A 23,347-nucleotide genomic window follows, 5' to 3' on the forward strand; every position below is an offset into this window, starting at 1 on the left:
CGTAAAGCTACGCACAAAAGCCCGGAGCGGCCTTCAAGCAGGGGCGGGGTGAGTATAATTGGAAAGCCCTTTGACCACGGCAGTCGGGTGTTTAACTTGCGTAATATTTTCATCTTTCTCCGACTCAAAATCTTCCACCAATTCCCACAGTTTCAATGAAAACACTTCGACTATTGCTGGGGCTGCTTTTGCTCCTGAGTGGCGGAATTACGACGGCCCAGGCCCAGGTCGTAACCGCGCAGCCGACTTTCTTCCGCGACACCGACCAGGTCACGCTCACTTTCAACGCTACCCAGGGCAACGGCGCACTGGCGAACTTCACCGGCCCGGTTTACATCTGGACCGGCGTCATCACCGACAAGAGCACTTCGAACTCGGATTGGAAGTACGTAAAGAGCCCCTCGTTCAGCACGCCCGACCCGGCCGCCCAGCTCACGCGCAGCACCACCAACCCCAACCTGTACACCATCACCTTCACGCCCCGCACGTTTTACGGCGTGCCCGCCACCGACCAGATCCTGAAGCTGGCCATGATTTTCAAAAACGGGGACGGCTCGATTGTAGGCCGGGCTACCGGTGGTGGCGACATCTTTGTGGACGTAACCCAGGGCTCGGCCTTGTCGGTGCGCATCACGACGCCCGTGGCACCCGGCGGCGGCAACCCGCTGTTCGTGGCCGCTAATACGGCTTTGAGCGTGAGCGGCACGGCTTCGGCCGCGGCCAACCTGGCGCTGTACCTGAATAAGACCCTGGTAACCCAGCAAAGCAACTCGACCTCGCTCACCGGCTCGGTAACGCCCACGCAGGCCGGCCGCAACGTAATTCGCCTGACGGCCACCAGCGGCACCACCTCGGTTTCCGACTCGATTATCGTCGTCATCCGGCCTACGGTAACGGTAGCGGCGCTGCCCGCTGGCGCTAAGGACGGCATTACCTACCTCAACGGCGGCACTTCGGTGATTCTGAAGCTGACGGCTCCAGGCAAGCAGTTCGCCTACGTGCTTGGCGAGTTCAACAACTTCCAGCCCACCGAGGCCGGCTACATGAACAAGACGCCTGACGGCAACCACTGGTGGGCTCAAATCAACGGCCTGACGCCCGGCCAGGAATACGCCTACCAGTATTTGGTAGATGGCAACCTGCGCGTGGCGGACCCTTACTCGGAAAAGGTTCTGGACCCCAGCAACGACCGGTTTATTCCCGTAGCCACCTACCCCAACCTGAAGGCCTACCCCTCGGCCCTGACCACGGGCATCGTCTCGGTGCTGCAAACCAACCAGCCGGCCTATCAGTGGCAAACTACGACCTTCGCCCGCCCGGCCCGCACCGATATGGTGGTGTATGAGCTGCACCTGCGCGACTTCCTGCGGGACCACGACTACAAAAACCTGCGCGACACGCTCAACTACCTGAGTCGCCTGGGCGTGAATACCATCGAGCTGATGCCCATCAACGAGTTTGAGGGCAACGAAAGCTGGGGCTACAACCCGTCGTTCTACTTCGCCCCCGACAAGTATTACGGTACCAAAGACGAACTGAAGCGCCTCATCGACGAGTGCCACCGCCGCGGTATTGCCGTGGTCCTGGACATGGTGCTGAACCACTCCTTCGGCCAGTCGCCGATGGTGCAGCTTTACTTCCAGAACGACAAGCCCGCCGCCAATAGCCCCTGGTTTAACCCGGATGCTACCCATCCCTTCAACGTGGGCTACGACTTCAACCATGAAAGCGCCTTCACCAAGTACTTCTCCAAGCGCGTGATGGAGTTCTGGCTGCAGGAATACAAGATTGACGGCTACCGCTTCGACCTGAGCAAGGGTTTTACCCAGCGTACCAATACCGACGTGGGTGCCTGGGGTAACTACGACCAGTCGCGCATCGACATCTGGAAGGATTACTACGACTTTATGAAGACCGTGGACCCCAGCGTGTACTGCATCCTGGAGCACTTCGCCGACAATTCCGAGGAGAAGGTGCTGGCCGACTACGGCATGATGCTGTGGGGCAACATGAGCCATGCCTACAACGAAGCCACTATGGGCTACGTGACTACCTCCGACTTCAGCGGCGTTTATCATGGGGCCCGCGGCTGGAACAGCCCGAACCTGGTGAGCTACATGGAAAGCCACGATGAGGAGCGCCTCATGTTCAAGAACCTGACCTACGGGAACCAGACCAACCCCGCCCACAACGTGCGTGACCTGAATACGGCCCTGGCCCGCAACGAAGCCGCCGCGGCCTTCTTCTTTACCGTGCCCGGCCCCAAGATGATCTGGCAGTTTGGCGAAGTGGGCTACGACGTGAGCATCGACGAAAACGGCCGTGTGGGCAACAAGCCGATTCGCTGGAATTACTACCAGGATGCCAACCGCCGCAAGCTCTACAACACGTACCGGGAGCTGATTGCCCTGAAGAAAACCCAGCCCGTGTTCAAAACCGGCACCTACACCCAGAAGCTGAGCGGCGCTGCCAAGTCGATTCACCTGAGCGACGCCAACCTGAAAGTAACCGTGCTCGGCAACTTCGACGTGACGGCCCAGCCTGTCAACCCCGAGTTCCAGCAAACCGGCAAGTGGTACAACTACATGACCGGCGACTCCATTACCGTGTCGAGCACCACGGCGCCCCTCACGCTGCAGCCCGGCCAGTACGCGGTGTATACTTCCAAGCTGCTCAAGAAGGCCACCGTGCTCAGCAACAAGGCCCGTGCTACCGACGCCCTGCGCCTGACGGCTGCCCCGAACCCGACCAGCAGCACGGCCCAGGTCCGCTACGAGCTGGCTACGCCTGCCACCGTCACCGTGACGGTACAGAACCTGCTGGGCGCCACCGTGCGCACCGTAAGCTCGGGCGTTAAGCAGCCCACCGGTACTTACCAGCTCAGCCTGCCCGTGCAGGATCTGGCCAACGGTGTTTACCTGATTCGCCTGAATACCGGTGCCCTGACCCAGACCACGCGTTTGGTAGTGCAGCACTAAGGGTAAACCTCAGAAGATAAACTGAGTAACAACAAAAGAGGCCCATTCCGTAAGGAATGGGCCTCTTTTGTTGTCTTGGCTGGTGTGCTGGTGGCAAGTGTCATGAAGGACAGCTCACCACCTTACCATTTTACTAGCCCACCGCTACGCTTCCTGCTCGTGGTAGCTTACCAGGTCATCGATGGGGGAGCGGATGATTTTGCCGACTTCCATGCCGTGGCTGCGGGCCACCTGAAACAGCGCGTCGCGAAAGTTGTAGGCCACCGAGCCCACGCAGTTGAAGGAGTAGTCCTGGTAGTTGGGGTAGTGCAGCACGATGTTCTCGAAGAACGTCTCAAAGCCCTGCAGTACGATTTCGCGGCAGTAGCTGATGTTGTTGTGGTCGTAGGCAAACTTGCCGAAGCTGGCCAGAAACCGGTTGGGCAGGGGCTGGTTGTAGAGCCGGTCCAGGATATCCTCGCGGGTCAGCTTGTACTCCTCCCGGAAAATGTCCTGCAGGCCGTCGGGTAGCAAGCCGCGCAGGTAGTCGCGCATCAGGCGCTTGCCAATGAAGGAGCCCGAGCCTTCATCACCGAGGAAATACCCCAGCGAATCCACGTTGTAGGTGATTTTCTCGCCGTCGTAAAGGCAGGAGTTGGTACCCGTGCCCAGAATGGCCGCAAAGCCTGGCTTGCGGCCCAGCAGGGCACGGGCCGCGGCCAGCAGGTCGTGGTCGACGTCGACGTTGGCGTTGGGAAAAATCTGCCGCATGGCCTGGGCAATGACATCAGCTTTCTTCGAGGACGACACCCCGGCGCCGTAGTAATGCACTTCGCGCACGGTTTCGCGCGCTAGTGTCTCGGGCAGGTTTTTATCGAGCGAAGCGGCAATAGCGGCCGTTTGCATGAAGTCCGGGTTATAGCCCTCAGTGTTGAAGTACACCCGGTTGCCAGTCTCGTCGAGCTGACACCAGCTGCTCTTGGTTGAGCCGCCGTCGGCAATGAGAATCATACGGTAGGTAGTAATGGTAGGGAAGAAAGAATCCTGAATCCGGAGCCTGCCCCGCGGCCGGACCATACGCCCGGCCCAAAGCGGCACACCCCGATTTCAGCCAATAGCCGCCCCCGTGGCCCAAACCACGCGCAAGCTATTCAGTTGCGAAGCTAGCAGGTTAGCCGAAACGTACGGCAGTGGCGATGCACATAATCGGCGGCGCGGCGCGGGCTTGAGGTCCTGTAGCGGCCCGCTGAACGGCTCAAAAGGTCGGTTTTGAGCCAAAATAAGGCTTTTTGGGATTGAATACGAGTGAGTAGTAAGCAATGACTCACACCGGCTATATTTTATAAGTTGCGCAGTATTTTTAGATCAAACCGCCTGGGACAGTACCGTTACTACCCGGTGTAAGGACGCTGGCGGCATTATTTGCCAGTAGGCGAAGCCTGATGGCGGGTGCACATCAACTGTCAGAAAAACGAAAAGCCGCTAGGATCTAGCGGCTTTTCGTTTTTGATTCTCTTACCCTAGGGACTATTTAAGCGAAAGCTTAAAGATGGGGTTCGGGGTTGCGTTGATATCTAACGTAATCAGGTAGGTACCAGCCGTAGCCAATTTAATGTTCGAAGGATTGGGAGTTGGAGCAACGTTGTACACCAGCTTGCGACCTGTGGTCATAGGATCACCGGTGCCCTCATCACCCAGGTTCTTGTCCCAGCCATTATTAGCCCGAAACTTAAACTCCCCGGCTTTCAGGGGTAGGGTCACACTCCAAACGCGGCTGCAGTAGTCATACGACATCCGGGTTTCCGTATTCCAGCCGTTTGGCGTTGCCTCACCGATAATAGCCCAGCTATCAGCAGGAGCCGATTGCGCCTGGAAGGGAGTGGCCTCGATGCTGGTCAGGGAGGAATAGATTGGCTCAACAGTCCCGCCCAGCGTAGCTTTCACGCGCACATCAAGGGTGGTAGCTACTGGGGCCGTAATATTGCAGTCCAGGCCATTGTAGACGCTGTTCAGCTCATTTACAGTGAATGATTTGGTCAAGCTAGAACCCATTTCAAACTCTTGCATCGGCTTGAAGTTGGTGCCCTTCTTGGCAAACTGCAGGGTGTAGCTCACCGCTGCCTGGTAGCCGAAATCAGGATTTGTCCAGGTATAAGTCACCGCTGGTTGGGAGCCAGTGGTAGGCGAAATGGTTGCCTTGGCAGTAGTAGCCGTGAGCTGGGGAGCAGAGTTTGTGTTGAGCACAGCCTTGGTTTCATCCTTTTCGCAGGATGTCACTACGACCACGGCGGCACACAGCCCCACAATGCGGGTAAGCCAGTTATTCATGGGAATTTTGTTGAGTTAAGTGACTTTAAAGCGGCGGGAACCAGCAGAAGATTCCCGCCGCCAAAAAAGGCTTGTCTTAGTAGCCCGTGTTCTGGGTCAGGTTGGGGTTAGCCACCAGATCCGTCGACGGAATCGGGAAGACGTTCAGGTTGTCGGACACTGCCCGGCCTTCCTTCACGCCACCTTTCCAAGGCCACAGGTAAGCATTCGTGGTAAACTTCTTGAAGCGGATCAAGTCGGTCCGGCGGTGACCTTCCCAGTGCAGTTCACGGCCGCGCTCATCCAGGATGAAGTCCAGCGTCAGTTGAGCGTCGCTGATGTTGCCGCTGGTGCTGCCGGCGTAGGCCCGCGTACGCAGCTCATTCACGTATTCCAGCGCCTTGCTCCGGCTGCCACCCGTGCCGCCACGCAGTACGGCCTCGGCATACATCAGGTAGGCATCAGCCAAACGGAACATAGGGAAGTCGGTGTCGGGGAACACGAGGTCCTTGCCCACAACACCATCCGACTTCACGTTCTTGAACTTGACCACGCCTATACCATCCTTAAACTCGGTCAGGTTGTCGATATCCAGCTTCTGGCCCTTGGTGAAGAACCGGCCCCGGCGGTCAGCCGCGGTATCGGGAAACAGGTTGAACAACGCGCGCGTGGTCCGCGTGCCGCCCCAGCCGCCGTCGATGCCGAAAGCCGCCGCTGGCATGTCGCCACCCACGCCGGCGTGGATGATGAAGGTAGTGCCACCGTAGCCCTTGGTCGATACCCCGTCGAAAGCGACGGGGAAGATCAGCTCGGGCGAGGTGTTGTTGTCAGCCAGAAAGTTGCGGCCGTACGCCGACGACTTAGCCGTCGCCGCCGTCTGCAGCGTGTAACCAGCGCCGATAACCTTGCTGGCGTACGTCACTGCGTCGGTGTAGCGGGAAGTGCCCGTGTATACTTCAGCGTTCAGGTACAGCTTGGCCAGCAGCATCCAGGCAGCCGCTTTGTCGACGCGGGCGTACTCGTTCTGCCGGGCATTTACTAGCTCCGCGTCGATGGCCAGCAGTTCCTTCTCCACGTAGGAGAACAGCTCGGCGCGCGAAATCTGGCGGGGCGTGAAGTTGCCAATCTGTTCGTTCTCGTCGGCAAACGGGGGCCGGCCGAACAAATCCAGGGCGTGGAAGTAGCTCAGCGCGCGCAGGAAGCGGGCTTCGGCGCGGTAGTGCTTGATGTTCTCCAGGCTAGCCCCGGTGATGTTGCGGCTGCTGAGCTTGTCATCCTTGGTTTCGCGGATGTACTCGTTGCAGGCGGTAATCTGGTAGAAAATCCGGTTGTACATCGACCGGATGAACGGGTTGTTGGCCGTCCAGTTCATCAGGTGGTAATCCTGCAGGCCATCGTCGCCCCAGGCAATAACGGCCTCGTCGGTGGGCAGCTCCTGAATCGACCAGTACTGGCGGATATAGTTCGAGAAGCCTTCATCCACGCCCGACAGGTCGGGCTTGCCCGAAGGACCCGTCTGGCCGCTCAGGGCCAGGCCCGCGTAGAGCTTGGCCAGGATGGGCTTGTAGTTGGCCGGATCAGAATATACTACGTCGGAGGTAACTTCATTAAACGGGTTGCGGTCGAGGTCTCCTACGCAGGAAGTCGTCGCAGCGCCGAGTAGAGAGCTGGCAACCGCTAGGGTCGCGAAGCGTCTTACAAACGTCTTTTTCATGTTTTGCAGTACGTACGTACGATTTAGAAACCTAGATTGAGACCGAGCGTGAAGGTGCGGGGGCGGGGGTAGAAGTTGTTATCGATACCGTCGCGGATTTCCGGATCAAGACCCGAGTACTTCGTGATGGTAAAGATGTTCTGCACCGCGGCCGTTACCCGAATGCTAGGCTTGCTGTCAGCAGCGCTGCGCAAGTTGTAGCCCAGCGTCACGTTATCCATGCGCAGGAACGAGGCATTCTCGATGTAGTAATCGGAGAATTTCTGGTAGTTGCGGAAGTTCGTGTTGTTGAAGTCGGGCGTCAGGTTCTGCAGGAAGCCGTTGGTAGAGATGCCCGCCAACGCTGCTTGCTGGGAGTTGATGTTATTGTACACGTAGTTGCCCAGGTTGGCCCGCAGTGTGAAAGCCAAGTCGAACTGCTTGTAGGTAGCGTTGGAGCCGAAGCCCAAGGTCACTTTAGGAGCGGGCGACTTGTAGCGGTACCGGTCGTCGGCAGCCGTGCTCTTGCCGTCACCGTTCTCGTCGGCATACAGGCCTTCGAGTGGCCGGCCGTTGGCGTCGTACACCTGCTTCAGCACGTAGAACGAGTTGGCTGGGTAGCCCACCGAGTTGTTCTGAATGTTGTCGCCAACACCACCACCGATACCACCCACGGCGTAGCCCTGGAAGCCGGGCAGGGTTTTGCCCAGATCCGTGATTTTGTTCTCGTTATAGGTCGCGTTGAAGTTCAGGTTCAGGTTCAGGTCATTGGTCCGAACCGGGTTGGTGTTGATGGCAAACTCGATACCCTTGTTTTCGAGGCTGCCAATGTTGTAGGCAAACTCGTTGGTCAGGTTGGTCAGGGCAGCAGGAGCAATCTTGGCCAGCAGGTCATCCGAGCGACGCAGGTATACGTCGATGGTACCGGTGATGCGGTTGTCGAGGAAGCCGTAGTCGATACCGGCGTTGTAGGTCGTGGTTTCTTCCCACTTCAGGGCCGTGTTGTAGCCTTCAGCGCGCAGCGTGTTCTCGAACGTGTTGCCGAACTGGTAAGAAGCCGAGTTTTCGCCCCGGGTGTAACGGCCCAGGTAAGGGTAGTTGCCTACGATGCTCTCAATGTCCTGCTGACCCGTGACGCCGTAGCCCACGCGCAGTTTCAGGTCGGAGAACAGGCTGGAAGATTTCAGGAAGTCTTCTTCCTTGATGCGCCAGGCTAAACCGATTGCGGGGAAGGTGCCGAACTGCTGGCCGTCTAGGAAGCGCGACGAACCGTCGCGGCGAATCGTGGCCGTCAGCGAGTAGCGGTCCTTGAAGTTGTAGTTCAAGCGGCCGAAAAACGACACCAGCGTGTACTGAGTCTTGAAGGGGAACGCCGGCCGGATTTCGGTGCCATCAGCCGAGGCCTGGTACGAGTCCAGGGGCTGGTCGCGGATAAAGTCCTGATAGGAATAGCCGCCCAGTACGGTCACGCGGCTCTCGCCAAACTGCTTGGCATACTCCAAGTAGAAATCCAGCAGCTTGTTGTCCTTCTTCTGCGAGTAGATGTTGTTGGCGCCTTTGTTGCCAAATTCGATGGCCGCCAGAGCGGGCACGAAGGTCGAACCGTTGCTGCGCAGCATGTCGTAGCCCAGGTTCAGGTTGGCCCGCAGCTCGGGCAGGAAGTGGAATTTGTAGTCGAACTGAATGTTACCGATAGCCCGCTTGGCGGTGCTGCGGTCACGCTTCTGGTTCAGCTGAGCCACCGGGTTCTTGGTGCCGTTCGTGTTCAGGGTCTTGTCGCCGTTGAGCCACTCGAAGTAGCCCCCGAAGCGGCTATCGTCGCCGCTCGTAATCGATTGCGTAGGATCAAAACGAGCCGCGTTGCCGATGGCTGCCGCGTCGGCAAAGGTGTTATCCACCCAGCTGCCCTTAGCGTTGATGTCGATGCGCAGGTGGTTGTCGAGCAGGGTAGGAGTGAGGCTGATCGAACCGGTGTTACGCACCAACTTGTTGGTCAGCAGAATGCCTTCCTGTACCGTGTTGCCCACGGAAGCGCGGATCGGCAGCTTGCCCACCGAGCCAATCAGGCTCAGGTTGTTGTCGAACGTCTTGGCGGTGCGGAAGATTTCTTCCTGCCAGTTGGTGCTGCTGTTACCCAGCAACGCTTTCTGGGAAGCATTGCCGTAGGTGTTGACTACGTTGCGAAACTCATCGGCCGAGAGGACGTCGATGGTCTTGGTTTTCATCGAAACCGAAGCCTGCGAGTTCAACGTCACGCGCAGCTTCTCGCCCGACAGGCCCTTCTTGGTGGTAATCAGGATAACGCCGTTGGAAGCGCGCGAGCCGTAGATGGCCGTGGCCGAAGCGTCCTTGAGAACCGTAAAGGTTTCAATGTCATTGGGGTTAACCAGCGTGAGCGGGTTGGAAACACCTTTGTTCTCGGAGTTGTCAACCGGTACGCCGTCGATTACGATCAGTGGGTCGTTGTTGGCGTTCAGCGAGGAGCCGCCGCGGATGCGAATCTGGGACGAAGCGCCGGGAGCACCGCCGCCCGAGGTGATTTGCACACCCGCTACCTTACCCTGAATCAGCTGCTCGGGGTTGGTAACCTGACCTTGCACAAACTGCTTTTCGGAGATGGTAGCAATAGAGCCCGTCACGTCCTGCCGACGCTGGGTACCATAACCTACTACAACGGCTTCGCTCAGCAGCGTCGTGTTTTCGGCCAGGGCAATGTCGGGCAGATTGGTGGTCTGGCCAGCCGTTACGGTTACAGGCTGGCGCTTGGCGTTGTAGCCCACAAACGAGGTTACCAGGGTCTGGGCACCGGCCGGTACATTCTGAATCAGATAGGTACCGTCGGCATTGGTCGAGCTACCCAGCGTGGTGCCTTCAATCAGCACGGTGGCGCCAGGTACTCCTTGGCTCTTTTCGTCCAAGACGCGGCCACTCACGGCCCCGTTTTGGGCGAAAGCGCTGGTGAAGCCAGCACAAACGAACAGTAGCAGAAACAGTAGTTTCGCTAGGTAAGTGTGTTTCATTGAAAATGGGTTAGGAGAGGGAATTTTTTAACTGGCCAGGCCAGCGGCGGGCTGAGGTAGGGCCGGGATAATCCAGAACGAAGTCGTGATGGTTCAACACGGTTTCGTCTAGTTTTATCTTCGCCCAACATCACCTTTCTCGTTAATAAACTACGCAAGATAAAGTTTTGAAAGCAAGAAATACAAGGTGACGTAACCTTGCGGTAAAAATAGTTTTCAGCCTATTTCTAGTGCAAAGGTTTGCGCAAGGCCAAAACGCTCATTTCGCGGTCCTTTATCAGGGTCAAAACCTAGAAATAAGGCGTATTCATTTTCTTTAGACCTTATCAAAAGCCTAGGCAAAGTGAGTGCGTAGTCACCAACTAACTCGCTTGAAGCCGGAAATACGAAATCGGTTGACTTGAATTTGTCCTAAATTTTAACCGGGTTCTGTTGGTTAGAAACCCCAGAAATGAACCTTCGGTAATTGCCCAGACGGGCGGGATGGGAAATACAATTCGACACAAAGAATTTCTTGCGTAGATAAATCATCAACCTATTTGTAAGCAGGCTAGGCTTTTATCAGTACACCAGCGGCTTTGTGGCCGCCAGCAAGCAGCTCTCGGACGGTAATTCTGGTACTTTGGGGCATGAAATATTTCCTTGCTTTCGGTGCTCTGCTGGCCGCCGGGGCCGCCCACGCCCAGGTTACGCTTAAGCTGACTAGTGTGCCGGCTAACACCCCGGCCAGCGCCACCTTATATGTAGCCGGCAGCTTCAACAGCTGGAACCCCGGCAATGCGGCCCATGCCCTGACCAAAAACGCCGACGGCAGCTACCAGATTACCCTGCCACAAGCCACGGGTACGATGGAGTATAAGTTTACCCGCGGGGCGTGGTCGTCGGTGGAAACCAACGCTGCCAACGGCTCGGTGCCCAACCGCACCTACACGTTTGGTAGCGGCCCGGCTACCGTGACGCACACCGTGTTGAACTGGGAGGACCTGGCCGGGGGTAGCAGCTGCCAGTCATCGGCGCTGAGCCCCAACGTGCGGGTCATGGCTACGAACTTTGCCATCCCGCAGCTGGGGCGCACCCGGCGGGTGTGGCTGTATTTGCCCAACGACTACGCCAGCAATACCACCAAGCGCTACCCCGTGCTTTATATGCACGATGGACAGAATGTATTCGACAACTGCACCAGCTTCTCGGGCGAGTGGGGTGTGGATGAAACCCTAAGCCAGCTCCAGCAGCAGGGCCTCGACGCTACTGGCAGCATCGTAGTAGCCGTGGATAACGACGGGGCCCAGCGCCTGAATGAATACTCGCCCTGGAACAACCCGCAGTACGGCGGCGGACAAGGCGACCAGTACGTGGACTTTCTGGTGCAAACTCTGAAGCCGTATATCGACTCGAACTACCGCACCTTAACCGGCCGGGAGTATACCAGCATTGCCGGCAGCAGCATGGGCGGCCTGATTTCGGTGTATGCGGCTCTGAAGTACCCCAACGTCTACAGCAAGGTGGGCGTGTTCTCGCCGGCCTTCTGGTTTGCCGAGCAGTCCTTGTTCCAATACGTGCAGCAGCACCCGGCTAACCCGGCCACCCGCTTTTACTTCGTGAGCGGTGCCCAGGAAAGCCAGACCATGGTGCCCCTGATCCAGCAGATGCACGACGCCCTGCGGAGCGGGGGCGTACCGGCGGCCAATCTGAGTTTCAATGCCCGCCCCGACGGACAGCACGCCGAGTGGTTCTGGAAACGAGAGTTTTCGGCGGCCTACCAGTGGCTGCTGGCTCCGGCTACGGTAACTGCAGCGAAGAATCCACAGGCGGCTCTGGCCTTCAGCGTTTACCCGGTGCCGGCTAAGGATGCCGTGACCGTGCAGCTGCCCGAAACGGTAAAGGAAGCCCGGCTGGAAGTGCTGGACTCAACGGGCCAAGTGGTGCTCAAAAGCAAGGTCCGCGCCGGGCAACGCGTAGAGGTGAGCAAGCTGGGGAAAGGGGCCTATTTCATGCGCCTGAGCAGTGGCAAACAGTCGGGCAGCCAAACCCTACTCAAGGAGTAAACTTGCTAACAACCCAGCTGGTTTACTGCGAATTTGGTGAGTCTGGCTTACCACCCTTGCGGATTCGATAAGAGAAAAACCAAAAAGTTGTTGCTGAATTCCGAAAACCGCTTCTATCTTTGCAGCGTTGGAGCCCGACAACAAGGCTCAACAATTTTAACAATGACCTTTCACGTAACCCAGCAAGCATGGTGGTGGCCTCTCCGAAACTCCGGACGGGAAAACCTGTGCGTGCGGTAAGGTCGTAGTCAACTCAACCTCGCATCAAGCATATTAAAGGAAAGCCCGGCCGCCCGCCGGGCTTTTTTTATTTCCGCCCGCGTCAGCCGCTTCTACTTCACCTCTCACAACCTAGCCCGCCGCCGCGGGAACCGCTGATGAACCCAGTACACCTTAAAACCCGCCACGTCCGCCTGCTTGCCGATACCGTGACGCCCGTGGGCCTGTACCTGCGCCTGCGCGACCAGTACACCAACTGCCTGCTGCTGGAAAGCTCCGACTACCACGGTCAGCAAAACGCCTTCAGCTACCTGGCCTTTGAGCCCCTGGCCCGCTTCGAGGTGAGCCGCGGGGAGTTGCGCCAGACTCTGGTCGACGGCTCGGTAATCACCGAAACGCTGGTCCAGCCCCGCCTCGCGCTGACCCGCCTGCAGGAGTTTGCCGACTCGTTTCAGGCTGAGAAGGTGGAGTTCGACTTCATTACCGGCGGCTTGTTTGGCTACATCGGCTATGAGGGCGTGCAGTACTTCGAGGATTTGACGCTGAACGAGGAAAAGGTAGCAGCCGGCCAGATTCCGGACATCATCTACGGCACGTATCGGTACGTCATTGCCATCAACCACTTCCGCAACGAGCTGTTCGTCTTTGAGCACACGCTCGTCGGGGAGCCCACCGACCACGACGGCCTGACCCGGCTGGTAAATTTGATCCGTAACCCGAGCCTGCCCGAGTTTGGCTTTGGGCTGGTAGGGGAGGAGCAAACCAACCAGACCGACGAGGAATTCCTGACCCGACTGGCGGCCGGGCAGCAGCACTGCCGCCGCGGCGACGTGTTCCAGATTGTGTTGTCGCGCCGCTTTCAGCAAGGATTTGTCGGCGACGAGTTCAACGTGTACCGGGCTCTGCGCTCGGTGAATCCTTCGCCTTACCTGTTTTACTTCGACTACGGCAACTTCAAAATCTTCGGCTCCTCGCCCGAGACCCAGCTGCTGATCAAGGGGCGGCAGGCCAGCTTATTTCCCATCGCCGGCACTTTCCGTCGCACTGGCCACGATGCCCAGGACGCCGAACTGGCCCAGAAGCTGGCCGCCGACCCCAAGGAAAACGCTGAGCACGTGATGCTGGTAGACCTGGCCCGAAACGACCTGGCCCGCCACGGCGACGAGGTGAAAGTCAAGGTGTTCCGCGAAATTCAGTTCTATTCCCACGTCATTCACCTCGTGAGCGAGGTCAATGCCAAGCTGGCGCCGAATGCGGACTCCCTGCAAGTCGTGGCCGATACCTTCCCGGCTGGTACACTCTCGGGAGCGCCCAAGCACCGGGCCATGCAGCTCATCGATGAGCTCGAACCAACGGGCCGCGGCTACTACGGCGGCTGCCTGGGCCACCTGGGCTTCAACGGCGACTTCAACCACGCCATCATGATTCGCTCCTTTTTGAGTACCGGCAACCAACTCTACTACCAGGCCGGCGCCGGCGTCGTGGCCGCCTCAGACATTAACTCTGAGCTTAATGAGGTGCACCACAAGCTGGCGGCCCTGCGCAAGGCGCTGGAAGCGGCCGAAGCAGTAGGAGAGAAGCTCACCGCCACGGTTTAAACGGAAAACACCAACAGCCATGAAAATCCTAGTTCTCGATAATTACGACTCCTTTACCTACAACCTCGTGCAGTTGCTGCGGGAGCTAGGCTATGGGGATAGCACCGACGTGGTGCGCAACGACAAAATCAACCTCGACGACATCGAGCAGTACGACGCCATCATGTTGTCGCCGGGGCCGGGCGTGCCCTCGGAGGCCGGGCTGATGCCAGAGGTAATCCGGCGTTACGCGCCTACCAAACGCATGCTGGGTGTGTGCCTGGGCCACCAGGGCATTGCCGAGTCGTTTGGCGGGCAGCTCTACAACCTGCCGGCCGTGCTCCACGGCATTGCCACCGACGCCGACATCGTGGCCGGCGAGGACCGGCTCTTCAACGGGCTGCCCGAGCGGTTCAAAGTCGGGCGCTACCACTCCTGGGTGGTGACGCCGGAAGGCTTTCCCGAAGAGTTGGAAATAACGGCCCGGGACCTGAACGGGCAGATTCTGGCCTTTCGCCACCGCCAGTATGATGTGCGCGGCGTACAGTTTCACCCCGAGTCCATCCTGACCGAGCACGGCCACCAGATGCTGCGCAACTGGCTCGAGGGCGAGTAATCAAACAAGTAAGAATGTCATGTCGCCCGACGGGAGACATCTCGCTTGCAATGGTAATTAACTGTTGATGAGGAAGAAATGCTTCGAGTAGAGGCAAGCAGGCCACGCCTGGTTCTTTTTCCAGCAACACCAGCACGCGGGATTCCTCGGCAAGCTCGGAATGACGTTCCGGATTGATTTACTGCCTCACTTTTACCTAAGTCTTTCCTTTGAAAAAGTTTCTCACTACCCTGTTTGAGCAGCAGACCCTGAGCCGGGACCAAGCCCACGAGGCCTTGTCGCAGCTGGGGCAGGGAGCGGCCAATCCGGCCGAAACCGCCGCTTTCATGACCGTGTACCGCATGCGGCCCATCACGGTGCCCGAGCTGGCTGGCTTCCGCGACGCCTTGCTCGACCTCTGCCGCGACCCGCAGCTGGGCACCCGTGAGGTGCTCGACATCGTGGGTACCGGCGGCGACGGCAAAGACACGTTCAATATCTCCACGTTGGCTTGCTTCGTGGTAGCCGGGGCGGGCTACAAGGTGGCCAAGCACGGCAACATCGGCGTGTCGAGCATCTGCGGCTCGTCCAACATCCTGGCTCACTTCGGCTACGACTTCGAGGCCTCCTCCGACGCGTTGCGGCGGCAATTGGAGGAAGCCAATATCTGCTTTCTACACGCCCCGGCCTTTCACCCGGCCATGCGCCACGCCGGGCCGGTGCGCCGGGAGCTGGGCGTGCGGACCTTCTTCAACATTCTGGGCCCCTTGGTAAACCCGGCCCGGCCCACGGCCCAGCTGGCGGGCGTGTTCAGCCTGGAGCTGCTGCGCCTTTACAATTATCTGTTTCAGCAAACCGGCACGAGCTACGCCGTGGTCCACGCCCTGGATGGCTACGACGAGCTGAGTCTGACCGGCGCGGCCAAGCTGAGCTCCGGGCGCGGTGAGCAGTTTGTGACAGCCGAAGACCTGGGCCTGACCACCTACGACCCCCAGGAACTGGCCGGCGGCCGCACCGTGGCTGAGTCGGCCGCGCTGTTCCGGAGCATCCTCGACGGGCAGGCCACCGCCGCCCAGCGCGACGTGGTGACGGCCAATGCGGCCCTGGGTATTCAGTGTCTGCGGCCTGAACTGAGCTTTGCCGAAGCCCTGGCCGAAGCCCGCGAGTCACTGGACTCGGGCCGTGCCCGGCAGGCGTTCGGCAAGCTGCTGGGATAGCAGTAGCGCGAGGCCCCAGCTTCCCGCTACTGCCAAAATTGCCTAAAACATTGCCGCCGGGTACCTTTTTCACTGCTTGACGGTTTTACTTCCTGATTCACTTTTGGCCGCGTAATCATCGGCGCCCTTATCCTATGAGTACTTCCCCCACGACCGGCACCATTCTCGACAAAATTGTGGCCCACAAGCGCCGCGAGGTGGCTGAGCGCCAGAGCCTGGTGCCCGCCACGCTGCTTGAGCGTAGCCTGTACTTCCAGAACCAGCCTTTGTCGCTGCGCAAATACCTGCTGCGCGACGACTTGAGCGGCATCATTGCCGAGTTCAAGCGCAAGTCGCCGAGCAAGGGCTGGATCAACCAGCACGCCCCGGTGGAGCGTACTACGCTGGGCTACATGCAGGCCGGGGCCTCGGCCTTGTCGGTGCTGACGGACGGGGAGTTTTTCGGCGGCAAGAACGAGGATCTGACCATTGCCCGGCGCTTCAACTACTGCCCCATTCTGCGCAAGGACTTCGTGGTCGACGAGTACCAGATTCTGGAAGCCAAGAGCATCGGTGCCGACGTTATCCTGCTGATTGCCGCCGTGCTGACGGCCGAGGAAGTACTGCGCTTCGGGCAGCTGGCCCGGAGCCTGGGCTTGGAAGTGCTGCTGGAAGTACACAGCGCCGAGGAGCTGACCCGCACCCTGCACCCCGACGCGGTGAGCCTAGTGGGCGTCAACAACCGCAACCTGCACGATTTCAGCCTCAGCCTCGACACGTCCAAAGAGCTGGCCGCCCAGATTCCGGCGGAGTTTGTAAAAGTGACGGAAAGTGGCCTGCACTCGGCCGCCGACATTCAGATGCTGCGCGAGGCCGGCTACCGGGGCTTCCTCATCGGCGAAGCCTTCATGCGCAGCAGCCGGCCCGAAAAAGCCTGCTACAGCCTGGTGCAGGAACTGCATGCCACCGAGCCGATTACGCTGATTTAAGCTGCCACCGGTCATGACCACGCCCACCTCCACCACCTCCTCGTTCAAACCGTCCCCCGGGCTGCGCATCAAAGTGTGCGGTATGCGGGAGGCGGCCAACGTGGCAGCTGTGGCGGCTTTGCAGCCCGACTTTCTGGGTTTTATCTTCTACCCGAAATCGAAGCGCTTCGTGGCCGATACCCTAGACGCGGAGCTGCTTAGGCAACTGCCCGACGGCTGCCGCAAGGTGGGCGTGTTCGTGGATGAAACCCCGGCCGTGGTACAGCAGCAAGTGGCCCGCTACGGCCTGGACTTGGTGCAACTGCACGGCCACGAAACGCCGGAGCAGTGCGCCGAGCTGCAGGCCGCAGGCATTTCGGTTATCAAGGCCTTTGCCTTTGATGCCGGCTTTGACTTCGACACCCTGCGACCCTACGCACCTTACTGCACGTATTTTCTCTTCGACACGAAAGGGGAACAGCCCGGCGGCAATGGCACCACCTTCGACTGGCAGCTGCTGCAAGACTATCCGTTCGACGTGCCTTACTTCCTGGCCGGTGGCCTCGATGAGCAGCATGCCGGGTCCTTGGCAACGTTGCAACTACCTGGTCTCTTCGCCGTGGACTTAAACAGCCGGTTTGAGCTGCAGCCCGGCCTGAAAGACGACCTCAGGCTGGCTCGCATGTTCCGAAGCCTGCGGCCCATATTTCCTTCTCCAGCTTCACCCGCGGCCTAAGGCTGCGTCATCCCGACAATACCGTGAATACGACCACCACTTCCCAGTTTCAGCCCAACGCCCGCGGCTACTACGGCGAGTTCGGCGGGGCCTTTATTCCCGAAATGCTCTACCCTAACGTGGAAGAGCTGCGCGAACAATACCTGCAGATCCTGGCCGACCCCGCGTTTCAGGCCGAGTATCAGCAGCTCTTGCGCGACTACGTGGGCCGGCCCACCCCGCTGTTTGAGGCCAAACGGCTGTCGGCCCGCTATAACACCCGCATCTACCTCAAGCGCGAGGACCTCTGCCACACCGGTGCCCACAAAGTGAACAATACAGTAGGGCAGATTTTGCTAGCCAAGCGCCTGGGCAAAACCCGCATCATTGCCGAAACCGGCGCCGGGCAGCACGGCGTGGCCACGGCCACCGTCTGCGCCCTGATGGGCATGGAGTGCATCGTGTACATGGGCAAAACCGATACCGAGCGGCAAAAGCCCAACGTAGAGCGCATGCGCCTGCTGGGCGCCAAAGTGGTGGCCGTCACCAGCGGCAGCCAGACCCTGAAAGACGCTACCAACGAAGCCATCCGCGACTGGATCAGCAACCCGGTGGACACGCACTACATCATCGGCTCGGTGGTGGGCCCGCACCCGTACCCCGATCTGGTAGCCCGGCTGCAGTCGGTTATCAGCGAGGAAATGCGCAAGCAGCTGCTGGAGAAAGTCGGCCGGGAACTGCCCGACTACGTGGTGGCCTGCGTGGGCGGCGGCTCGAATGCGGCCGGCGCGTTTTACCACTTCCTGGATGAGCCTTCGGTGCAACTAGTAGCGGTAGAAGCCGCGGGCCACGGCATTCACTCGGGTCACTCGGCCGCTACCTCGGTGCTGGGCACGCCGGGCATCATTCACGGCTCCCGCACCCTGCTCATGCAGGACGAGCACGGGCAGATTACCGAGCCCTACTCCATTTCTGCCGGCCTCGACTACCCCGGTATCGGTCCGCTGCACGCGTATTTGGGCGCTTCGGGTCGGGCCCGGTTTATCAGCATCAAGGACGAGGACGCGCTGACGGCCGTGGCCGAGTGCAGCCGCCTCGAAGGCATTATTCCGGCCCTGGAAACGGCCCACGCCCTGGCTGCCCTGGGGCAGCTGGGTGCCGGCCCCGACGACGTGGTGGTCATCAACCTCTCCGGCCGCGGCGACAAGGACCTGGAAACCTACATGAAGTACGCCGACAAGCTTAAGTAATCATGCCCAACCGTATTCAAGAAGCCTTTGCCAAAAAAGGCCAGAACCTGCTCAACGTCTACTTCACGGCTGGCTACCCCAAGCTGCACGACACCATTCCGCTGATTGAGGCTCTGACTGAAGCCGGCGCCGACCTTATCGAAATCGGGATGCCATTCTCCGACCCGTTGGCCGATGGCCCGGTGATTCAGCAGAGCAGCTCGGTGGCGCTGGCCAACGGCATGAACCTTTATGTGCTGTTTGACCAGCTCAAGGAAGTGCGCGCCAAGGTGCCTGATACCCCGCTGCTGCTCATGGGCTACCTCAACCCGATTATGCAGTTTGGTATGGAGAAATTCTGCCAAGCCGCGGCCGAAGCCGGCGTCGACGGCCTGATTTTGCCCGACCTGCCGCTGGTGGAGTACGAGCAGGAGTACCAGTCGATTTTCAAGAAGTACAACCTGCAGCCCGTCTTCCTGATTACGCCCCAGACCGCGCCGCAGCGAATCCAGCACATGGACACGCTCACCGACGCTTTCCTGTACTTGGTGTCGGGTCCCGGTACCACAGGTGGGGCCAACACTCAGGCTGAGGGCGTGCAGGAAGCCTATTTCGAGCGGATTGCCGGTATGAACCTGCGCAATCCCCGTCTCATCGGCTTCGGCATCGGCGACAAAGCCTCGTTCAAGCGGGCTGCCAGCCACGCCCACGGCGCCATTATCGGCTCGGCCTTTATCCGGGCCCTGGAAGATGCCCCCGATGCCCCCGCTGCGGCTAAGCAGTTCGTTTCTTCTATTCTCCACTGATTTCGCTGCCCTAGCGAAATAAACTCTCGCCTGTCTTTTCTCAACCAAAGATGACAGAACCAAACAACCCGCCCTTGCCCTCATGATAATTCAACTCGAAAAGAACATTTCGGCCGAACAGAAAGCCGACATCATTGCCCGCGTCAAGGACGCCAAGTTCAAGGTTACCGAAGTCGACACCCAGCGGGCCAGCTACCTGGTGGGCACCGGCAAGGCCGAGGTGGACCTACGCACCCTGGGCCAGCTGCCCGGCATCCTGGACATTCACCGCGTGTCGGACGAGTACAAGCTGGTGAGCCGCAAGTGGCGGGTGCGCCCCACCGTGCTCGACCTCGGTGACGGAGTCCGCATCGGGGAGGGGAGCCTGAGCATTGCCGCCGGCCCCTGCAGCATCGAGAGTGAGGCCCAGATGGAGAAAATCATGCAGCACCTCGTCGACAACGACGTGCGCCTGATGCGCGGGGGGGTGTTCAAGCCCCGCTCGTCGCCCTACTCGTTTCGCGGCCTGGGCATGGAAGGGCTGAAGCTGTTTCACCAGATGGCCCGGGCCCGCGGCATCAAAATCGTGACTGAGGTTATGCAGGTGTCGCAGGTGGAGGAAATGCACGACTACGTGGACGTGTTCCAAGTGGGCGCCCGCAACACCCAGAACTTCAACCTGCTCGACGCCCTAGGCGGGGTAGATAAGCCCGTGCTCATCAAGCGCGGCATTTCGGGCACGATTGAGGAGCTCTTGTCGTCGGCGGAGTACGTGTTTTCGGGCGGCAACGAGAAGCTGATCCTCTGCGAACGGGGCATCCGCACCTTCGAAACGGCTTCGCGCAATACCCTCGACCTGAACGCCGTACCCATTCTGAAGGAGAAAACCCACCTGCCCGTGGTAGTCGACCCCTCCCACGGCATCGGCATCCGCGACTATGTACCCACCATGGCGTTGGCCGGGGTAATGGCCGGCGCCGACGGCATCCTCTACGAAGCCCACGAAAAGCCCGAGGAAGCCGCGTCCGACGGGGCCCAGACCCTGAACTTCCAGGAGTCGGAGCGCCTGATCCGCAACCTGCGCAAAGTATACGCCCTGCGCCAGGAGCTGGAGTAGTTTAGTTGTTCGTTGTCAGTTGTTAGAAGGGCGCAAAGATTTGCGCCCTTCTTTTTTGGCCTGAAGAATTTCAGTAAGTGGGCCTGTGGGCTGTTACCTTTAAGCACAGCGCTAGCACGACCTAACAACTGAAAACTACCAACTGACAACTAACGCATGCCCTTCACTTTCAGCGTCTACAGTGGATTGCTGCTGCCGTTTTTCGTGCAGGGCGTGGTGGTAAGCGGGGTGCTGCTCAGGCGCAGGCGGCGCTACGGCAGCGCGGCCGATGCTTGGCTGGCCGTGCTGCTGCTGCTACACACGTTGCGGCTGGCCCAGTGGATGTTGGGCTTCGCGGGTTGGTACGACTCGCACGACGCCTTTTCCACCTTTATGTTTTACTTCCCATTCAGCAACCGGCTGGCGGTGGGGCCGGTGCTGTACTTCTATTTCCGCAGCCTGACCAATCAGGAATTCCGATTCTCGCGGCGGCAGTGGTGGCATCTGGCCCCGGCTCTGGCGTATCTGGCGCTGCGGCTTGGGGTGTTGCTCTACGACATTGGCCTGTGGCATGGCTTGCGGGGGCAGCCGCTGCCGGCTCACTTCGGCACCAAAGGCCCTCTGGCCCAGCAGCTCGACGAAGTACCGCTGGAGTACGTTGTTGAGGTTGGTGCGTACCTGCTCATCGGCGCTTATGCCCTGCGGACCCTGCGCGAGTACCGCGCCTACGCCCGCTACCTCAACGACAACTTCTCCGACACCGATCAGATCCGGTTCCGTTGGCTGCGCAACGTACTGGTGGCCGTGCTAATTGGTACCGGCGTAAGCCTGGCCTTTGCCATTACCAATAGCTTCGTAACTCCGCTCAGCTACTACCAGGCCTGGTACGACTACTTTTTCACCGGCTTGCTGATTTATTACCTCAGCATTGCCGGCCTGCTCACCGGCCACCAACTGGCCGGCCTCCACTTTCAGCCCCCCGCCGAAACCTCGGTTCTACTACCAAAATCGGAACCTGAGGCAGTCCCTGAGCCGGTGCTGATTGCGCCACCCCAGCAGCTGGTGGTAACCGAAAATCCCGAACGGGCCGCTACCGCTACTACTGTTGCCCCCAAAGCAGCCGTAACGCCCGGGGCCGATGCTGAGCTGACCCGCTGGACCACCCGCCTGTTGGCTCACATGGCTGAGGCCCGGCCATATCTGGCGCCCGAGCTGACGTTGGGCGAGCTGGCGGCTCAGTTGCGGACCAATACCTCCTGGTTGTCGCGGGTCATTAACGCCGGCTGTGGGCAGAACTTCAACGACTTCATCAACGAGTACCGGGTGCGGGAGGCAGAAGCCCGGCTGCAGGACCCGCGCTTCCGCCATTATACCTTACTGGCCGTAGCCCTGGAAGCCGGGTTTAACTCGAAGTCAACGTTTAACCGCGTGTTCAAAAAGCTGCGCGGCATTACCCCCGGCGAGGTGGCGCGGCCGGAATAGGCGCGGGTGGTGCCAAACTATACGTTGGGACGTCCCAGACCGTAAGTCGGAGCGTTTGGGGCAGTTGCAGCGGGTTGCTTTGAGGCATCGTTTCATTTCAACCCCCTCTGCTATGCGTTACCAATTCATCCTGCGGCCCGTTTCTGTGCTGGGCCTGCTACTGACCTTAGGCGCCTCGTATTCCCTGTGCTGGGCCAGTCTCAACTCCGACTTATTCATTCAGCCCGGCAAGCAGTTCGCCCTGGGTGGGGGGCAGCCCGGGGCCTTTCGAGTAGTGGCCCGCAACGTAGGCAAGGTGGCCGTAGAGTTCAGGGAGCGGCCCCGCGGTGGTGGCATTTTCGGGCGCGCCACCCTGCAGCCCGGCCAAGCCGCCACGCTCCGCTACATGGCGGGCTCCACGGCCGTGCTGCTCAACGGCTCCCCGGCGCAAACAGCCAACGTGAAGTTGCGCGTCACCGGCGACACGAACCTGCGCATGAACTACGAGCCCAACGGCCAGCAGTAACCTGATTACGCTTTCTGGTTATGAAAAAGGTACTGTTTTACGCCCGGGCTCTGCCCATGCGCGCCGCTGCTGTGGCCTGGCGGCTGTTTCGTTTGCACCTGGGCCTGTCCATGGCCATTGGCTGGTCGAAGCTGGTAAGTCTGTACACGGCTACCGAGGCCGCCAAGCTTACGGCCGTGGGGCGCTATTTTCCGGAGTACTGGCTGAACCGCTTCGCGCAGCCCGTTCCCCGGCCGTGGGCCGTAGCGGCTGCTGCTTTTACTATCCTGCTGCTGCTGACCACTGGTCAAGCGCCAGCTCAAAACCCACCGGAACCCCTGACCTGGCTCCAGCTGCAGCGCTTGGCCCAGCCCTGGCATGGCACGCTGACTTACCTAGACTACCGCTCCCAGCAGCCCGTCACGCTGCCTACCAAGCTGGTTGGAAGGGCATCAGCGGCCGGCCAACTGACGCTGGATTTCATCTACCAGGAACCCAGTGGCCGGCAAGTCACGGGGGCCGACCAAGTGGAGCTGTCGGCCGACGGACGAACCCTGACCTGGGACGCCGTGGTACTACGGATAAACCAGAACGCAGTGTCGCCCAATCAAGATTGGCTGCTTGTGCTGGAAGGAGAGGGGCAAGACGATGGCAAAGCTTGCCTGGTTCGTAAGACGGTGCTGCTATGCGCTGGGCAACTATCTGTCAACAAAGAGGTTAGGTATGCCAGGGTGCCGACTTTTGTAACCAGAAATACTTATTTCTTTTCAAAGTAAGGCCCCTGGTACGACAAGGGGTAGTTGATAGCTAAACTCAGTTATTTTGCAATATTATGCCTATAAATATATGGGTGCTTTCTCTATAAATAAGGATGTTTTGATAAAAAGCCCTTCTAATTAGAGGGTGCATTTTGATAAATATACTTGTCTTGATAAAAAAGGGCTGTTAAAAATATGGCTCATCGGTATACAAGTTATTT

The 23,347-nt window shown here is 59.2% G+C and carries 17 protein-coding genes; 13 read left to right on the top strand and 4 right to left on the bottom strand.

Annotated features, from left to right (window positions below; genetic code table 11):
* Positions 1 to 155 precede the first annotated feature (155 nt).
* Positions 156 to 2,978 (top strand): alpha-amylase family glycosyl hydrolase, encoded by a 2,823-nt coding sequence (locus MUN80_RS14605; RefSeq protein WP_244714080.1) that lies wholly within the window; start codon positions 156 to 158, stop codon positions 2,976 to 2,978.
* A 144-nt stretch (positions 2,979 to 3,122) separates the two neighbouring features.
* On the opposite strand, the gene MUN80_RS14610 is transcribed toward MUN80_RS14605, so the two are convergent.
* The 4 genes from MUN80_RS14610 to MUN80_RS14625 all read right to left on the bottom strand — a co-directional run bounded on the left by MUN80_RS14610 (position 3,123) and on the right by MUN80_RS14625 (position 9,977).
* Complete coding sequence (locus MUN80_RS14610) at positions 3,123 to 3,968, bottom strand: N-acetylglucosamine kinase (protein ID WP_244714082.1); 846 nt, start codon at positions 3,966 to 3,968, stop codon at positions 3,123 to 3,125.
* 516 nt (positions 3,969 to 4,484) lie between these two features.
* Positions 4,485 to 5,285, bottom strand: coding sequence for a SusE domain-containing protein (locus MUN80_RS14615; protein WP_244714083.1), 801 nt, complete (start codon positions 5,283 to 5,285; stop codon positions 4,485 to 4,487).
* A 76-nt stretch (positions 5,286 to 5,361) separates the two neighbouring features.
* Positions 5,362 to 6,978 carry a RagB/SusD family nutrient uptake outer membrane protein gene (locus MUN80_RS14620; protein WP_244714085.1) on the bottom strand — a complete coding sequence of 539 codons (1,617 nt, stop codon included), beginning with the start codon at positions 6,976 to 6,978 and terminating at the stop codon, positions 5,362 to 5,364.
* Between the two features lie 23 nt (positions 6,979 to 7,001).
* Entirely contained in the window at positions 7,002 to 9,977 is a 2,976-nt protein-coding gene (locus MUN80_RS14625; protein ID WP_244714087.1) for a SusC/RagA family TonB-linked outer membrane protein, read from the bottom strand.
* Between the two features lie 629 nt (positions 9,978 to 10,606).
* On the opposite strand from MUN80_RS14625, the gene MUN80_RS14630 reads away from it, so the two are divergent.
* From MUN80_RS14630 to MUN80_RS14685, 12 genes are all read left to right on the top strand, one after another.
* Positions 10,607 to 12,022, top strand: coding sequence for an alpha/beta hydrolase-fold protein (locus MUN80_RS14630; RefSeq protein WP_244714089.1), 1,416 nt, complete (start codon positions 10,607 to 10,609; stop codon positions 12,020 to 12,022).
* Positions 12,023 to 12,399: 377 nt separating this feature from the next.
* Complete coding sequence (locus tag MUN80_RS14635; protein ID WP_244714091.1) at positions 12,400 to 13,839, top strand: anthranilate synthase component I family protein; 1,440 nt, start codon at positions 12,400 to 12,402, stop codon at positions 13,837 to 13,839.
* 19 nt (positions 13,840 to 13,858) lie between these two features.
* Complete coding sequence (locus MUN80_RS14640) at positions 13,859 to 14,434, top strand: anthranilate synthase component II (RefSeq protein ID WP_244714092.1); 576 nt, start codon at positions 13,859 to 13,861, stop codon at positions 14,432 to 14,434.
* 209 nt (positions 14,435 to 14,643) lie between these two features.
* Positions 14,644 to 15,630 carry an anthranilate phosphoribosyltransferase gene (trpD, locus tag MUN80_RS14645; protein WP_244714094.1) on the top strand — a complete coding sequence of 329 codons (987 nt, stop codon included), beginning with the start codon at positions 14,644 to 14,646 and terminating at the stop codon, positions 15,628 to 15,630.
* A gap of 134 nt (positions 15,631 to 15,764) precedes the next feature.
* The gene (trpC, locus tag MUN80_RS14650; RefSeq protein ID WP_244714095.1) at positions 15,765 to 16,598 is read left to right on the top strand and encodes an indole-3-glycerol phosphate synthase TrpC; all 834 of its coding nucleotides are present in this window, start codon (positions 15,765 to 15,767) and stop codon (positions 16,596 to 16,598) included.
* Between the two features lie 13 nt (positions 16,599 to 16,611).
* Entirely contained in the window at positions 16,612 to 17,313 is a 702-nt protein-coding gene (locus MUN80_RS14655) for a phosphoribosylanthranilate isomerase (RefSeq protein WP_244714097.1), read from the top strand.
* Positions 17,314 to 17,336: 23 nt separating this feature from the next.
* Positions 17,337 to 18,542, top strand: a complete 1,206-nt coding sequence (gene trpB / locus MUN80_RS14660; RefSeq protein WP_244714099.1) for a tryptophan synthase subunit beta — start codon at positions 17,337 to 17,339, stop codon at positions 18,540 to 18,542.
* Positions 18,543 to 18,544: 2 nt separating this feature from the next.
* Positions 18,545 to 19,327, top strand: coding sequence for a tryptophan synthase subunit alpha (gene trpA / locus MUN80_RS14665; protein ID WP_244714100.1), 783 nt, complete (start codon positions 18,545 to 18,547; stop codon positions 19,325 to 19,327).
* Positions 19,328 to 19,409: 82 nt separating this feature from the next.
* Positions 19,410 to 20,423: a 3-deoxy-7-phosphoheptulonate synthase gene (gene aroF / locus MUN80_RS14670; RefSeq protein WP_244673723.1), complete on the top strand. Its 1,014-nt coding sequence runs from the start codon at positions 19,410 to 19,412 to the stop codon at positions 20,421 to 20,423.
* Positions 20,424 to 20,579: 156 nt separating this feature from the next.
* Positions 20,580 to 21,884, top strand: coding sequence for a helix-turn-helix domain-containing protein (locus MUN80_RS14675; RefSeq protein WP_244714102.1), 1,305 nt, complete (start codon positions 20,580 to 20,582; stop codon positions 21,882 to 21,884).
* A gap of 112 nt (positions 21,885 to 21,996) precedes the next feature.
* A complete protein-coding gene (locus MUN80_RS14680; protein ID WP_244714104.1) occupies positions 21,997 to 22,389 on the top strand; it encodes a hypothetical protein in 393 nt (130 codons plus the stop codon).
* 20 nt (positions 22,390 to 22,409) lie between these two features.
* On the top strand, positions 22,410 to 23,144 hold the full coding sequence (locus MUN80_RS14685) for a hypothetical protein (RefSeq protein ID WP_244714105.1): 735 nt from the start codon (positions 22,410 to 22,412) through the stop codon (positions 23,142 to 23,144).
* The last annotated feature ends 203 nt before the right edge of the window (positions 23,145 to 23,347 follow it).

This window comes from Hymenobacter cellulosivorans (assembly GCF_022919135.1).
GTDB lineage: Bacteria > Bacteroidota > Bacteroidia > Cytophagales > Hymenobacteraceae > Hymenobacter > Hymenobacter cellulosivorans.

Excerpts from the sequence above, each read along its gene's own strand:
- MUN80_RS14605 (WP_244714080.1), top strand. The coding sequence starts at position 156 with ATGAAAACACTTCGACTATTGCTGGGGCTGCTTTTGCTCCTGAGTGGC.
- MUN80_RS14610 (WP_244714082.1), bottom strand. The coding sequence starts at position 3,968 with ATGATTCTCATTGCCGACGGCGGCTCAACCAAGAGCAGCTGGTGTCAG.
- MUN80_RS14615 (WP_244714083.1), bottom strand. The coding sequence starts at position 5,285 with ATGAATAACTGGCTTACCCGCATTGTGGGGCTGTGTGCCGCCGTGGTC.
- MUN80_RS14620 (WP_244714085.1), bottom strand. The coding sequence starts at position 6,978 with ATGAAAAAGACGTTTGTAAGACGCTTCGCGACCCTAGCGGTTGCCAGC.
- MUN80_RS14625 (WP_244714087.1), bottom strand. The coding sequence starts at position 9,977 with ATGAAACACACTTACCTAGCGAAACTACTGTTTCTGCTACTGTTCGTT.
- MUN80_RS14630 (WP_244714089.1), top strand. The coding sequence starts at position 10,607 with ATGAAATATTTCCTTGCTTTCGGTGCTCTGCTGGCCGCCGGGGCCGCC.
- MUN80_RS14635 (WP_244714091.1), top strand. The coding sequence starts at position 12,400 with ATGAACCCAGTACACCTTAAAACCCGCCACGTCCGCCTGCTTGCCGAT.
- MUN80_RS14640 (WP_244714092.1), top strand. The coding sequence starts at position 13,859 with ATGAAAATCCTAGTTCTCGATAATTACGACTCCTTTACCTACAACCTC.
- trpC (WP_244714095.1), top strand. The coding sequence starts at position 15,765 with ATGAGTACTTCCCCCACGACCGGCACCATTCTCGACAAAATTGTGGCC.
- MUN80_RS14655 (WP_244714097.1), top strand. The coding sequence starts at position 16,612 with ATGACCACGCCCACCTCCACCACCTCCTCGTTCAAACCGTCCCCCGGG.
- trpA (WP_244714100.1), top strand. The coding sequence starts at position 18,545 with ATGCCCAACCGTATTCAAGAAGCCTTTGCCAAAAAAGGCCAGAACCTG.
- aroF (WP_244673723.1), top strand. The coding sequence starts at position 19,410 with ATGATAATTCAACTCGAAAAGAACATTTCGGCCGAACAGAAAGCCGAC.
- MUN80_RS14675 (WP_244714102.1), top strand. The coding sequence starts at position 20,580 with ATGCCCTTCACTTTCAGCGTCTACAGTGGATTGCTGCTGCCGTTTTTC.
- MUN80_RS14680 (WP_244714104.1), top strand. The coding sequence starts at position 21,997 with ATGCGTTACCAATTCATCCTGCGGCCCGTTTCTGTGCTGGGCCTGCTA.
- MUN80_RS14685 (WP_244714105.1), top strand. The coding sequence starts at position 22,410 with ATGAAAAAGGTACTGTTTTACGCCCGGGCTCTGCCCATGCGCGCCGCT.